The sequence below is a fragment of the bacterium genome, assembly GCA_016708025.1.
Classification (GTDB): Bacteria; Zixibacteria; MSB-5A5; order GN15; family FEB-12; genus FEB-12.
On record JADJGQ010000001.1, the window covers coordinates 378,040 to 392,043 of the forward strand.

Annotated in this window: 13 protein-coding genes; 11 read left to right on the top strand and 2 right to left on the bottom strand. The window is 54.9% G+C overall.

The features are described 5' to 3' along the window. Nucleotides 1–3: 3 nt before the first annotated feature. Genes IPH75_01685 through IPH75_01705 form a run of 5 tightly spaced genes read left to right on the top strand, consistent with a single transcriptional unit; the run spans nt 4 to nt 5,178 of the window. Complete coding sequence (locus IPH75_01685; protein ID MBK7140773.1) at nt 4–1,758, top strand: 4Fe-4S binding protein; 1,755 nt, start codon at nt 4–6, stop codon at nt 1,756–1,758. Further along, nucleotides 1,755–2,216, top strand: coding sequence for a hydrogenase iron-sulfur subunit (locus tag IPH75_01690; protein MBK7140774.1), 462 nt, complete (start codon nt 1,755–1,757; stop codon nt 2,214–2,216). The genes IPH75_01685 and IPH75_01690 overlap by 4 nt, the downstream gene beginning before the upstream one ends. A gap of 3 nt (nt 2,217–2,219) precedes the next feature. Further along, nucleotides 2,220–3,191 carry an oxidoreductase gene (locus tag IPH75_01695; protein ID MBK7140775.1) on the top strand — a complete coding sequence of 324 codons (972 nt, stop codon included), beginning with the start codon at nt 2,220–2,222 and terminating at the stop codon, nt 3,189–3,191. Next, nucleotides 3,188–4,669: a Ni/Fe hydrogenase subunit alpha gene (locus tag IPH75_01700; protein MBK7140776.1), complete on the top strand. Its 1,482-nt coding sequence runs from the start codon at nt 3,188–3,190 to the stop codon at nt 4,667–4,669. The genes IPH75_01695 and IPH75_01700 overlap by 4 nt, the downstream gene beginning before the upstream one ends. Next, nucleotides 4,669–5,178: a hydrogenase maturation protease gene (locus tag IPH75_01705; GenBank protein ID MBK7140777.1), complete on the top strand. Its 510-nt coding sequence runs from the start codon at nt 4,669–4,671 to the stop codon at nt 5,176–5,178. The genes IPH75_01700 and IPH75_01705 overlap by 1 nt, the downstream gene beginning before the upstream one ends. Before the next feature lie 13 nt (nt 5,179–5,191). On the opposite strand, the gene IPH75_01710 is transcribed toward IPH75_01705, so the two are convergent. Together IPH75_01710 and IPH75_01715 are read right to left on the bottom strand one after the other, a co-directional pair. Next, on the bottom strand, nt 5,192–6,841 hold the full coding sequence (locus IPH75_01710) for an alkaline phosphatase family protein (GenBank protein MBK7140778.1): 1,650 nt from the start codon (nt 6,839–6,841) through the stop codon (nt 5,192–5,194). A gap of 38 nt (nt 6,842–6,879) precedes the next feature. Continuing rightward, the gene (locus tag IPH75_01715) at nt 6,880–8,526 is read right to left on the bottom strand and encodes an NAD+ synthase (GenBank protein ID MBK7140779.1); all 1,647 of its coding nucleotides are present in this window, start codon (nt 8,524–8,526) and stop codon (nt 6,880–6,882) included. Between the two features lie 422 nt (nt 8,527–8,948). On the opposite strand from IPH75_01715, the gene IPH75_01720 reads away from it, so the two are divergent. Genes IPH75_01720 through IPH75_01745 form a run of 6 tightly spaced genes read left to right on the top strand, consistent with a single transcriptional unit; the run spans nt 8,949 to nt 14,003 of the window. Beyond that, nucleotides 8,949–10,142 carry a 4Fe-4S dicluster domain-containing protein gene (locus tag IPH75_01720; GenBank protein ID MBK7140780.1) on the top strand — a complete coding sequence of 398 codons (1,194 nt, stop codon included), beginning with the start codon at nt 8,949–8,951 and terminating at the stop codon, nt 10,140–10,142. 3 nt (nt 10,143–10,145) lie between these two features. Beyond that, nucleotides 10,146–10,598, top strand: a complete 453-nt coding sequence (locus IPH75_01725) for a cyclic nucleotide-binding domain-containing protein (GenBank protein MBK7140781.1) — start codon at nt 10,146–10,148, stop codon at nt 10,596–10,598. Beyond that, entirely contained in the window at nt 10,595–11,461 is an 867-nt protein-coding gene (locus IPH75_01730) for an FAD/NAD(P)-binding protein (GenBank protein ID MBK7140782.1), read from the top strand. Before IPH75_01725 ends, IPH75_01730 begins: the two co-directional genes overlap by 4 nt. A gap of 2 nt (nt 11,462–11,463) precedes the next feature. After that, nucleotides 11,464–12,240: an oxidoreductase gene (locus IPH75_01735; protein ID MBK7140783.1), complete on the top strand. Its 777-nt coding sequence runs from the start codon at nt 11,464–11,466 to the stop codon at nt 12,238–12,240. Continuing rightward, the gene (locus IPH75_01740; GenBank protein MBK7140784.1) at nt 12,230–13,519 is read left to right on the top strand and encodes a Ni/Fe hydrogenase subunit alpha; all 1,290 of its coding nucleotides are present in this window, start codon (nt 12,230–12,232) and stop codon (nt 13,517–13,519) included. The genes IPH75_01735 and IPH75_01740 overlap by 11 nt, the downstream gene beginning before the upstream one ends. A gap of 4 nt (nt 13,520–13,523) precedes the next feature. After that, entirely contained in the window at nt 13,524–14,003 is a 480-nt protein-coding gene (locus tag IPH75_01745; protein ID MBK7140785.1) for a hydrogenase maturation protease, read from the top strand. Nucleotide 14,004: the final 1 nt, after the last annotated feature.

The window sequence follows — 14,004 nt, forward strand, 5'->3', positions numbered from 1 at the left end:
GATATGAAAGTCAAAATCAAAATAGATGGACAGGTAGTTGAGGTAGAGGAAGGGTCATACGTCCTCGAGGCGGCGCGCCAGATCGGGGTGGATATACCAACGCTCTGCTACTATCCGTATATGACGCCGTACGCGGCCTGTCGAATCTGCACAGTAGAGGCGAGAGCCGGCAACGGGTGGAACAAGATCGTGACTGCCTGCAACTATCCTGCCTGGGATGGTCTGGAGATCCTGACCAACACTCCGCGGGTGATGAACGCTCGTCGCACCAACCTTGAGTTGTTAATGGCGAACTGTTCGCCTGTTCCGGTCCTGGAGCGCTTGGCCGAACGATTCGGTATCACCGAGCCGCGCTGGCATGTCGAGGACTACACCTGCATTCTCTGCGGGCTCTGCGTCCGTATTTGTGATGAAGTTGTCGGCGCGCACGCGTTGTCGTTCGTTAATCGTGGGAATGCCCGCGATGTCGCGACGCCGTTCAATCTCGATTCCGATGCCTGTATTCTCTGCGGCGCCTGTGCCAAACTCTGCCCGACCGGGTATATCAAGATGGAAGATATCGAGGAACGGGTAATTCATCACAAGGAGATCAATCTTCGGCCGAATGCGGCTATCACGCTTGATTTCCGCCAGGCGGTCCCCAATGTGCCGCGCATTTACCGCGAGAACTGCATCCACTACAAAACGGGTCAGTGCATGATCTGCGCCAAGGTCTGCCAGAAAGAGGCGATCGATTTCAACTGCACCGACAAAGTGGAAGAGATAGAGGTTGGGACGATCGTCGTGTCGACCGGGTTCGATCACTTTGATCCATCCCCGATGAAGCAATATGGCTACGGCAAGTATCCGAATGTGATCTCGGCAAATGAATTCGAGATGATGAACAATGCGGCCGGACCGACCGGCGGCAAAGTGATCCTCGAGAATGGCGCTGAGCCGAAATCGATCGCGATCCTGCATTGTATCGGGAGCCGCGACGAGAAATATCACCAGTACTGCAGCCGAGTCTGCTGCATGTATGCGCTCAAGTTTGCGCATCTGGTGAAAGAGAAAACCAGCGCCGAAGTCTACCAGTTCTATATTGATATGCGGAGCTTCGGCAAGGGGTACGAAGAATTCTACCAGCGAATCCTGCATGAAGGAGTCAACGTGATCCGCGGCAAAGGGGCGGAAGTGGTACCTGCGGGCTTCAGCCGTAATCATGAGGGGCAGTTGCTGGTTAGGTGTGAAGATACGCTGGCCGGGAAGTTCCGCGAGGTACCGGTCGATATGGTAGTCCTCTGTACCGCGCTGGAGGCTCGCAAAGATGCCAAGGAGTTCGGGCGCAAGCTGAATATCTCGACTGGAGCGGATGGCTGGTTTATCGAGGCGCATCCGAAACTCGCGCCGGTTTCGACTACCACCGATGGCGTATTCCTGGCGGGTGCGTGTCAGGGAGCAAAGGATATTCCGGATTCTGTGGCGCAGGGTTCAGCCGCGGCCGCTCAGGCGATGCGGTTGATGTGCCAGGGGGAAGTGCTGATGGATGCCGCGTATGCGGTGATCATGGAAGAGTACTGCTCGGGGTGCAAGATCTGCAATGATCTCTGTCCGTACAATGCGATCACGTTTGATGAAACCAAGAAAGTCTCAGAGGTAAATTCGTCGATGTGCAAAGCCTGCGGCACTTGTGTCGCCGGATGTCCGTCGGGAGCGATCAAAGCTCGCCACTTCACCGATGAACAGATCTATGCCCAGATCGAAGGAATGCTGATATGAGTTTTGAACCACGTATCATAGGATTTCTCTGCAATTGGTGCAGTTATACCGGCGCAGATCTGGCGGGAACCTCGCGGATGAAATATCCGCCGAATGTACTGACGATCCGCGTGATGTGCAGTGGGCGAGTCGACCCGGGATTTATTCTGGATGCGTTCCGAAACGGAGCCGATGGAGTTATCGTCTGCGGTTGTCATCTTGGGGACTGCCACTACGTCAACGGCAACCACAAGTGTATCCGCCGCATCCCTCTTACCAAGAAGATATTGGAAGGGATGGGAATTCCACCGGAACGGCTTCGGTTGGAATGGGTGTCGGCATCGGAAGGAGCGCGGTTTCAGGAAGTGATCACCAGCTTCACTAATGAGATACGGAATATGGGGCCAATGCAGTTGAAAGAGTGGAAGTTCGACCCGACACTGGAAACCTCGCACGCAGCTCTGGCAGGAAAGGAGTAGATCATGGCTAAACCAAAACTGGCAATCTACTGGGCTGCCTCCTGCGGCGGCTGTGATATAGCGATTCTCGATATCGAAGAGAAGATACTGGATGTCGCCAACTTTTTCGATATTGTCTTCTGGCCGTGTGCCACCGATTTCAAGTATGACGATGTGCGCAAGATGGAAGACAAATCGATCACACTGACGCTGTTCAACGGGGCGATTCGGAGTGATGAGAATTTTGAGATCGCTGAGCTGTTGCGCCAGAAATCGGTGGTGATGTGCGCATTCGGAAGCTGTGCAGTTGAAGGCGGCATTCCCGGGCTGGCCAACTTCTACGACAAAGAGTCGATCATGAAGTACGCATATATCCAGTCTCCCTCAACGACGAATGCCGAGAGTATTTACCCGCAGCCGGAGACCAAGGTAGCCGAGGGGACCCTGAGAATTCCAACTCTCTATAATACCGTACGGAGTTTGGGTCAGACGATAGAGGTGGACTACATCATTCCGGGCTGTCCGCCACAATCCGACCAGATCATCGCGGTGGTGACGGCGGTGATCGATATCCTGCAGAACGGAAAACCGCTTCCGCCGAAAGGGACCGTACTTGGCGCGACCGAAAAAAGCTGCTGTGACGAATGCAAACGTCAGCGGAACGTCAAAAAGATCAAGAAATTCGTCCGACCGTTTTCGATCAAAGTTGATCCCGACCTCTGCCTGTTGGAGCAGGGGATCGTCTGTATGGGACCGGCGACGCGCGGAGGATGCGGCGCCAAATGTGTCAACGCCGGCGTACCATGCCGGGGCTGTTACAGCGTGCCGAGCAATGTGCGTGATCAGGGGGCGAAGATGGCATCAGCACTTGCCTCTGTCATCGATTCGATCGATCCCGTCGAAATTCAGCAGATCATCGATACTATTCCCGACCCGCTGGGGACATTCTACCGATTCAGCCTGGCTGATTCGGCAATCCGGAGATCGCAATCATGAAACAGATAGTCATAGATCCGATCACACGCCTTGAAGGGCACGGCAAGATCCATCTTTTCATCAAAGATGATGGCTCACTGGAGAATTGCTATTTCCAGGTGCCGGAGTTGCGTGGATTCGAGAAGTTCTGTCAGGGGAGGCCGGTTGAGGAACTCTGTCGCATAACGACCCGCATATGCGGAGTTTGCCCCGATGCCCATCATATGGCGGCGGCCAAAGCGGCTGACGCCGTTTATGGCGTGACCATTCCATCAGCGGCGTTCAAGCTACGTTCCCTGTTGTATGATGCGTTTTATGCCGGCGACCATACCACTCACTTCTTCGCATTGGGTGGGCCGGACTTTGTTTGTGGACCGGACGCTCCGGCGGCGGAACGGAATATCCTCGGCGTGATTGCCAAGGTCGGTCTTGACGCCGGCAAAAAAGTGATCGCCCAACGTGCCCGCGGCCAGCGGGTTATTGAGATCATCGGCGGCAAGAAGGTCCATCCGGTGACCTCGCTTCCAGGCGGACTCTCCAAACGGATCAGCAAGGCCGAACAGGAAGAGATGATCAAGATCGGCGACGAGATGGTGGAATTCTCCAAGTTCGCTGTGCAGGTCCTGAATGATATCGTTCTGGCGAACAAGGCGTACGTCGACATGATCCTGTCCGATGCCTACACGCACAAGACGTACAACATGGGATTGGTGGACGCCAACAACAAAGTCAATTTCTATGACGGCAAGGTGCGCGTGACCGGACCGGATGGAAAAGAGCACGCCAAGTACGAGCCGAAGGACTATCTGGAGTATGTCGCCGAACATGTCGAGCCATACAGCTACCTCAAATACCCGTATCTGAAGAAAGTCGGATGGAAGGGGTTTGTGGATGGTGTAGACTCGGGGATCTACAAGGCGACGCCGTTGTCGCGACTGAATGTCGCGGATGGGATGGCTACTCCGTTGGCGCAGGCGGAATATGAACGGTATTTCGAGACGTTGACTGGGGACCGTACCGGCAAAACGCCGGTTCATTCGACTTTGGCGACCCATTGGGCGCGTATAGTCGAGTTGGTTTATGCGTGTGAGTCGGTGGCGAAGATGGCACGCGATGAAGAGATCACCTCGGATAAGATACTCAATATCCCGACCTCGATCGTTGGCGAGGGTGTGGGGATAGTTGAAGCTCCCCGAGGCACACTGACGCATCATTACAAGACTGACCAGAATGGAATAGTGACAGAGGCAAATCTGATCGTTGGGACGACCAACAATAATGCGCCGATCACAATGTCGATCAAGAAGGCGGCAGAGGGATTGATCAAGAAGGGGAGTAAGATCACCGATGGGACGCTCAATCGGATCGAGATGGCGTTTCGCGCCTACGACCCCTGTTTTGGCTGCGCTACTCACACGCTGCCGGGGCAGATGCCGCTCGAGCTAATTATCCATGATGTGGAAAGCGGAGAGATCATCGAGTCTGTCCGGAGAAACTGATGCGACCATTTCTGGTCCTCTGTTTAGGTAACGAGGTGCTGACCGATGATGCTTTCGGACCATTGGTCGCATCTCGTCTGGAGAATCGGGAGCTGGGAGACGATGTGGAATTACTCTTTGCTCCCGTGGCCGGCTTTCGGTTGATCGAGCTACTCAGTTCGCGTCAGTCGGTGCTGATTGTCGATGCGATCAAGACCGGCAATGCGGCACCGGGGACATTGCACTCCTTTCCGGCCGGAGCGCTGACACCCTCTAACAGCCTGATCAACAGCCACCAGATCAATCTGCCGACAGCGCTCGAATTGGGTCGTCAACTTGGCGAAACGATGCCGTCAGACATTCAGGTCCTGGCGTGTGAGGCGGAAGATATCGAGACACTGAGCGAAACGCCGACTGAGGCGGTCGGAGCGGCGATCGATCCGGCGATCACCCTGATCGAAGGATGGCTGTCTGATAAACGTCAGGCACGTGTTGCGAAAGATTCCCGTCAGGGACCTATCTCAGCCTGACTTTCGCCGCGATTCATTCCCGCGTGAGAATGTTCTTCAGCACCGAACCATCCATCGGATGGTCTATTTGTATTCCCAGTAGCATCGCAAGGGTCGGCGCGATGTCGATCGTCCGGATGATCTCCTCATGCACTCCCGACACTACTCCGGGCCCGGCAAAAACGATCGGGACTGTGCAATCGTAGTCATAGGGGGTTCCGTGCGAAGTGCCGAACGCATTATTGTCGATCAGATAAAATTGCCGGAAAAGGACCATGAGGTCCGGTCCACGGTCGGGCGTAATACAGTTGCGGAATTTCTGGAGATAGGTGCGATGGGGAGTGCTCGGATTGAGTAGTTCGTCTCGGCCGAAAACATCTTTGACATAAGGGAGTCTCCGAATTTCGGCAGCCACCGCGTCCTGCAACGCCTTCTCATTTCTTCCGGTCATGACAGAATAGTCCAGGATAATATCGCCGATCCCATCTTTGATCGGGTTGCTGGCGAGCCCTTGCTCGGATGCGACTTTTTCGCCAATCCGCTTGAGGGCGGCACGAACTGTATCCGGATGGATCCGACCGGCGTCAATCCCCAACTTCTGCAGATCTTCGGGGAGCGGCAGGACGCCATGGTCAGAGGAGAGAACAACGACATATTTGTCGCGGCCGACGAGGCTGTCGAGAGACGTGAAGAGATCGCCCAGATATCGGTCAAGTCTCAAGTAGAAGTCCTGGATCTCCTGGCTAAGGGGGCCATAGGTGTGTCCGGTAGCATCTGCAGCCGAGCATCCTATCCAGAGTAGATCAACTGTATTGTCTGCGCCGAGTTGTTGCGTTTTCACGGCGGTCCTGGCAAGGCTGATCGTCACCTCATCCGCAAAGGGCGTCGCATAAAGTTCATCCCAATAGGTGGTATCTTGTTGAGGAGAGTGGTCGGTGAAGAGATGAGGAAAGGTTGTATGTATGCCGTCATTTTCATTCGGCGAGTTATCGGGATTGGAGATGGCATACGCCGCTTCTGGAAGGAGTTTGTGCCAGCCACTGTCGTAGTAGCTGTCGACCTGCCGTGCGGCGCTGAAGGAGTCTATCCACGCGGGGTAGCTGTCGGCGTAATAGGTCGAGGTGACATAGTTACCGGTTTTCCAGTCAAACCAATAGGCACCATCGGCCATCTTACCGCCCATGCCAATAGCCGATCTGTCTTTCAGTGCAAACGCAAAGACCTTTGAGGCTGGTGAGTGCGTTTTAAGATGATCTCCCAGGGTCGGCTCAAGAATACGGGCCGGAGAGGAACCTGAGCCGATCGGCTTGCCGATGAGCGGCGAAAGAGTGTCACGCATGGAATAAACTTCGCGCTGTGCATTTCGATCGTAGTAGTTGTTGCCGATCACACCGTGACGTGAGGGGAGGCATCCGGTAGAAATGGTCGTGTGACCGACAGCGGTCTCAGTGGCGGCGTGATCATGGATCGCTCCGAGGAAGAGCGCACCATTGTCGATGAGCCGCCGAAATCCGCCGACATACAGCGAGTCAAATCGGGTCAGATAGTCAGGGACCATCTGATCAACCACGATCACCACCCCGAGTTTTGGTTGGTGTGCGGGTTCCGGAGGAGTCTGTGCGAAGGAGACTGAAGCAGATGCAGTCCACAGCAAAAGAAGCGCGGCTCGGAGAGATGCAGACATGGAAACCCTCGCTTGCTAAAGAAAGCAAGATTGACGGTCTACGGTTCGTATCGCGCGGCGATCGGCATGCGACGTCCGATTCCAAACGCGCGGGTGGTCACTTTGAATCCGGGGGCGGCCTGTCGCCGCTTGTATTCGTTGCGGTTGACCGTCTGCAAAACCCATGCGACAGTTGCGGCCTCGAATCCCATAGCTATTATATCATCCTGCGAGCGATGATGTTCTATGTATTCGGTTAGAATTCGGTCAAGAATATCATAGGGCGGGAGGCTATCCTGATCGGTCTGGTTCGGGCGAAGTTCAGCGCTGGGGGGACGAGTGATGATCCGGTTTGGGATGATCTCGCGCTCGCGATTGATGAAATGGGCGAGTTGATAGACCATTGTCTTCGGAACATCGGAGATCACCGCCAGTCCGCCTGCCATGTCGCCATACAACGTACAGTAGCCGGTGGCCAATTCGGATTTATTACCGGTAGAAAGAACGATCGCGCCTATCTCATTGGAGAGCGCCATCAGAATATTACCTCGTATCCTGGCCTGAATATTCTCAAGGGTGACAGAGACCTTGCTTTCGTCGATTCCCAACGGCTCTAATGTCTTTAGGTAGGCGATATAGGCCGGTTCGATCGGAACCGTTTTGAAGTGAAGGCCGAGATTAGCCGCCAGTTGTTGGGCAAGGGCGGCGGATTCATCGGCGGAAAAGCGCGAAGGCATGGTGATACCGACGACCTGCTCTGCGCCGATCGCTTCCGCGGCCAGAACGGCAACCACGGCGGAATCAATGCCACCCGAGAGGCCGATCGCGGCCCTTTTGAATCCGCACTTCCTGAGGTAATCTCGCACTCCCAGGACCAGCGCCTGATAGAGCGCTTCGGTCGAATCCTGCTGAATGAACTTTTGTCCGCCGTTGAGATGCGAGGTATCCACCAGCCGGACCTCTTCATCGAACGCAGTCATCAGTGCGGTCGGGTTGCCATCGCGATCAAACGCCATACTGCGGCCATCAAACACCAGTTCATCATTGCCGCCGATCTGATTGACGAAAACAAAGGGGCGTTGATGTTTGTGCGCATGGCTATGGATCAGGCGGTAGCGTATCGCCTCTTTTCCGAGATAGAAAGGAGAGGCGGAAATGTTGATCAGGAGCGTCGCACCGTGCGAGACCAAATCGGCAACGGGATCAAAGCGGTAGATCCGTTTCTGCCAGAGATCGGGATCATTCCAGGCATCCTCGCAGATCGAGATCCCGAGAATCTCGTCCTTGAACTTGAACGGTGAAATACTGATCGCTTCATCGAAATAGCGGGCTTCGTCAAATACATCATATGTCGGCAAAAGCGATTTATGCTGCGTGAAGAGCAGTTGGCCATTCTGTACCAACAATGCGGCGTTGTAGAGACCGAGGCCAGTCGGTCCACCCGCACGGACTGGCGTACCAAAAAGAATCCCTGTCTCACCGCATGAGGAAGATCCCTTCACGATTTCTTTGATCCCCTGCTCGATCTGATCGATAAACCAAGGCTCAGCCAGAAGGTCACGCGGCGGGTAGCCGGTTAGGTAGAGTTCGGGAAAAACCACGAGGTCAGCACGTGCGGACCAGTCTTTAACGGTCTGCAGGAGGCGTTGCGCGTTGCCGCGGATATCACCGACAGTCGGGTTCAGTTGGGCGAGTGCTATTTTCATTCAGTTCAATCTGTTAAGGTGGCTGGCAAGGTACTACATCGGGGGGTAATTAGGCAAGCCCGGTCGCAGACAGAAAATGGGCTCCGAAATAGGACAAAAAGACCGATAATAGTTAGAAAGAAGGGACTAGAATAGGGGGCATTTGTGGCATTCTTGGGGTTAGCGAAGAGAGGTGAATTGGGGCAAAGTATACAATTTCAGCCTTGAATTGATAATCAGGCTTGGAATCGGCGCTCCACCCTAATGCGCTACATTATAGGTGGTTATAGCCGCTAAAGGCCAGCGTTCAAAATTACGTCAATTTTTATCAAAAATGGATTGCGGAGTATTGTTTAGGCTTGACGGTTTGTTCTTTTTTTCACATGATATGGCAACGAAATGGATGTGCCCATCGTTTTGAGGGTAAGAGGACAGCAGAAATTATGAAGACTGAAAAGCCACAGGTCGATTCCGCAGCCCCGGAAACATTCAGCACCGAGCTGCGCGTCTTTACCATTGACCATCTCAATAACCTGATCGCCGTACTGACGTCTCACCACTATCAGGTCTTTGGACCGATCGTGCGGGACAAAGCGATCGTCTACGATGAGATCAGCAGTGTCTCAGATCTCCCGGTTGGGTGGATTGATACACAGACCAAAGCAAGCTATCGCCTTTCCAAGCGAGCGGCGAAGACGGTCTTCAGCAACTACACGGTAGGGCCGCACTCGTGGAAAAAGTATTTGCATAAACCGACCACTTGCCTGGTCTCTTCCGATCGCGAAGGGGCGGAACTCGCCATTGGGGACACGCAGGCTGAGATACCCATGCAGGCGCTGATCGGAGTCCGGGCGTGCGAACTAAATGCCATCGCGATCCAGGACAAAGTTCTGTTAGGCGGACCATTCAGTGATCCGATCTACCGGGAGCGTCGCGAGAAGACATTGCTGGTGGCGGTCAATTGCGGCAAAGCGGGTGGAACCTGCTTCTGTGCTTCGATGGGAACCGGCCCTCGGGTAACGAGCGGTTTTGATATCGCGCTGACCGAGATCAATGAGAACAATCGGCATTACTTCCTGGCGGAAGTTGGATCTCCCAAAGGAGAAGCGATCCTGGCCGAACTACCGACCGAGCCGGCGACCGAGCTGGATATTCAGGCGGCCAATCGGGTGATCGCTACGGCGACCCATCAGATGGGACGCAAGGTGGACATGACTGAGATTAAGGAGGTCCTCTATCGCAATACGGAGAATCCGCGATGGAGAGATGTCTCTGAACGGTGTATGAGCTGCAGCAATTGCACGCTGGTCTGTCCGACCTGTTTCTGTACGACTATAGAGGACACCACTGATCTGAGCGGAGCGAAAGCGGAGCGCTGGCGGAAGTGGGATTCCTGTTTCACTATGGAGTTTTCCTATATCCATGGCGGCAGTATCCGGACCTCGCCAGGCACCCGTTACCGGCAATGGTTGACCCACAAGTTTGCGTCGTGGTTTGACCAATTCGGGACGACGGGATGTGTTGGGTGCGGGCGGTGCATCACCTGGTGCCCCGTCGGAATTGACATCACCGAAGAGTTACGAGCGATCCGCGACAGTGAACTGGTCGATGCGGGAGCCCCTAAAGCGAAGGAGTAGAGAATGGAGACCCTTGAGCGCTATGTCGCAGAACATCCCTTTTTCTCCGGGATGTCGGAAAAGCATATCCAACTGATCGTGGGATGTGCCAGCAACATTCGGTACGACGCCGGTCAGCAGATCGATCGTGCCGGAGAAGACGCCAATCATTTCTTCCTGGTCCGTTCCGGGAGGGTGGCGATCGAGATCGTCAGTCCGGCCTCGGGTCCCATTACGATCGCGACGGTCGGGGACGGCGAAGTGGTCGGGTGGTCATGGCTTTTTCCGCCGTATGTGCACCACTTTGATTCACGAGCGATCGACCTGACGAGAGCGATCGCGCTGGATGGAAAATGCCTGCGCCAAAAATGCGAAAATGACCATGAACTTGGCTACGAGCTGTTCAAGCGGTTCGCCAATATCATGGAACAACGAATAGAAAATGCACGCATGCAACTACTGGATCTGTATAAATGAGTACACACGCGGTTCATTCGACTGAGACAGCGCCGGATAACAATCCGATGTTGCCACAGACATTCCGGGTCCGGAAGGTGATGAACGATACCTATGACACCTTCACGCTGGAACTGACTCCGTCGCATGGCGGCTCCGAGTTCAGTTTTAAGCCCGGACAGTTCAACATGCTTTACCTGCATGGGGTCGGCGAAGTACCGATCTCGATCAGCGGCGATCCCGCCCGATCCAACGTGCTGGTTCATACCACGCGCGCGGTCGGCACGGTCACCAAGGTGATGTCGAAACTCAAGGTCGGAGATCTGATCGGTGTCCGTGGTCCGTATGGGACTTCCTGGCCGGTCGATGAAGCCGAGGGGAACGATGTCGTGATAGTGGCTGGCGGTATCGGGCTCGCTCCATTACGTCCGGCGCTCTACCATATTCTTTCCAATCGAACGAAGTATGGTAAAGTGGTGCTGCTGTATGGTACGCGGACGCCTTCGGACATTCTTTATCGCAAGGACCTCGAGCAACTACGCTCACGGTTCGATCTTGAGGTGCACGTAACGGTGGACCGAGCGATGGGGAACTGGCGGGGGAATGTCGGAGTGGTGACCAACCTGATCTCTAAAGCACCATTCGATCCGACCAACACTGTGGTGATGGTCTGCGGACCGGAGATCATGATGCGCTTCACCGTGATGGGATTGCAGAAGCGTGGTGTTGCGTTCGAGAATATCTATCTGTCGCTCGAGCGGAATATGAAGTGCGCGGTCGGGTTCTGCGGCCATTGTCAATTCGGTCCGGTGTTTGTCTGCAAGGACGGCCCGGTGTTCCGCTATGACAAGGTCAGGGAATTCCTCAACAAGAGGGAGATCTAACCATGGCAACCGCAAAACCGAAACTGGCCGTCTGGAAGTTCGCTTCCTGCGACGGTTGCCAGCTCAGCCTGTTGGACTGCGAAGATGAACTGCTGCAGATCGTCGGCGCGATCGATATAGCGAATTTTGTCGAAGCCTCCCGCAACGTCATGAAGGGGCCGTATGACCTCTCGCTCGTCGAGGGCTCCATTACGACCCCTCATGATGCAGAACGGATCCACAAGGTGCGTCGGCAGTCGAAGTTCCTGATCACTATCGGCGCGTGCGCAACTGCCGGCGGGGTACAGGCGCTGCGAAACTACACGGACGTGAAAGAGTATGCGTCCTACGTGTACGCCAATCCTGAATATTTCGAGACGTTAAATAAGTCGACGCCGATCGCCGACCACGTGTTTGTTGATTTCGAATTGCGCGGCTGTCCGATCAGCAAAGCGCAGTTGGTCGAGACAGTCTCGGCCTTCCTGAACGGCCGCAAGCCGGTTACTCCGCCTCATTCCGTCTGTATGGAGTGCAAGCGGAGAGGGTCGGTCTGCGTGATGGTCGCTCATGGGACACCCTGTCTTGGTCCGGTGACCCAGGCGGGATGCGGCGCGATCTGCCCGAGTTACCATCGCGGCTGCTATGGCTGCTTTGGTCCGAAAGAAACACCCAATACCGGAGCCCTTGCGGAACAACTGAAAACGATGGGTGTCTCAGACGAGGGTCTGATCCGAACATTCCGTACCTATAATGCGTATGCCGACGCCTTCCGCAAGGAGAGTGAGGCTCATGAAAAATAGAACAGTGAAGGTCGACTACCTCGCCCGTGTGGAGGGGGAAGGCGGCATTTTCGTCAAGATCAAAGGGGATAAGATCGAGGATGTGAAACTTCGCATTTTCGAACCGCCCCGGTTTTTTGAGGCGTTTTTGCGCGGCCGCTATTTCACGGAAGCGCCGGACATCACCGCGCGCATTTGCGGCATTTGTCCGATCGCCTACATGATGTCATCCATCCATGCGATGGAGAACGCCTGTGGCGTGACGGTAGGTGGGCAATTACGTGCCCTTCGCCGCCTGATCTACTGCGGAGAGTGGATCGAGAGCCATGTGCTGCATATTTACATGCTGCATGCGCCGGATTTCCTCGGCTATGAGGATTCGATCCAGATGGCAGCGGATTACCCGCAGATCGTGACGCGCGGCCTGATGCTGAAAAAGCTCGGCAACGATATCATGACGACAGTTGGTGGGCGGGAGATCCATCCCGTCAACGTCAAGGTGGGCGGATTCTATCGCGTCCCGACCAAGAAGGAGCTTGATCCGTATCGTGAACGTCTGGTGAAGGCGATCGAGGATTCGGTCGAGACCGCCAAATGGGTCAATGGGTTTACGTTCCCCGACTACAAGGTTGATTATGAGTTCGTCTCATTGCAGCATGCCCAGGAATATCCATTCAACGAAGGACACCTGGCGTCTAATAAGGGGCTCAAGATCAGCTTCTCCGAATATGAACAGCAATTTGTCGAAGAGCATATGGAGCATGCCAACGCGCTGCACTCGGTGCATCGCGAGCGCGGCAACTACTTCGTCGGGCCGATGGCGCGCTACAACAACTGTTTCGACAAGCTGACGCCGGTCGCCAAGCAGACGGCTAAAGAGCTGAAGCTTGAGGCGCATGTTACCAATCCGTTCCGCAGTATCATCGTTCGGGCGATTGAGACGATCTATGCCTGTGAAGAGGCGTTGCGGATAATCGAGAATTACAACCCGCCGCCGCAACCCTCGGTTGATGTTCAGCCGAAGGAAGGGGTGGGGTATGGAGCCTCCGAAGCGCCTCGCGGGACACTGTATCATCGCTATCGGATCGATGCCGACGGGATCATCCGGGATGCCAAGATCGTACCGCCGACCTCACAAAACCAGCGGACGATCGAGGCGGACCTTCGCGGCTTTGCCTCCCAGAATCTTCATCTGAAGAATGATGATCTGACCTGGCAGTGCGAGCAACTGGTGCGCAACTATGATCCGTGCATTTCCTGCGCGACACATAGTTTGAACCTGAAGCTCGATCGCGCGTGACGAGATGTCGCGCGAGGAGGGAACAAAGCGCGTTATCGTTATCGGAATAGGCAACGAATTCCGGGGAGACGACGCGTTCGGTTTTGAAGTGATTCGACGGATCCGGGAGCAGATTCCCGGGTCCGTCGATGTTTTATTGACGGAAGGGGATGGGACACATCTTATGCAGCGATGGGCCGGTTGTGATGTCGTCTACATCGTTGACTGCATTACTTCCGGGGCGCCGGGCGGAACCTGTTTCCGGCTCGATGCCGCAGAACGAAAGATGCCGACTCAGTTTTTCCGTTCATCCAGTCATATATTCGGAGTGGCCGAGGCGATCGAAATGTCCCGGGCGCTGAATCAGTTGCCATCCAAAGTCATTGTTTACGGTGCCGAAGGGACCCAGCTTGATCTGGGGAAGCCGATGTCTGAGCCGATGGTCAGGGCGGTCCGGATTATTGGGGATCAGTTGTTGCAGGAGTTGCGGCAGGATCCGACCTGAG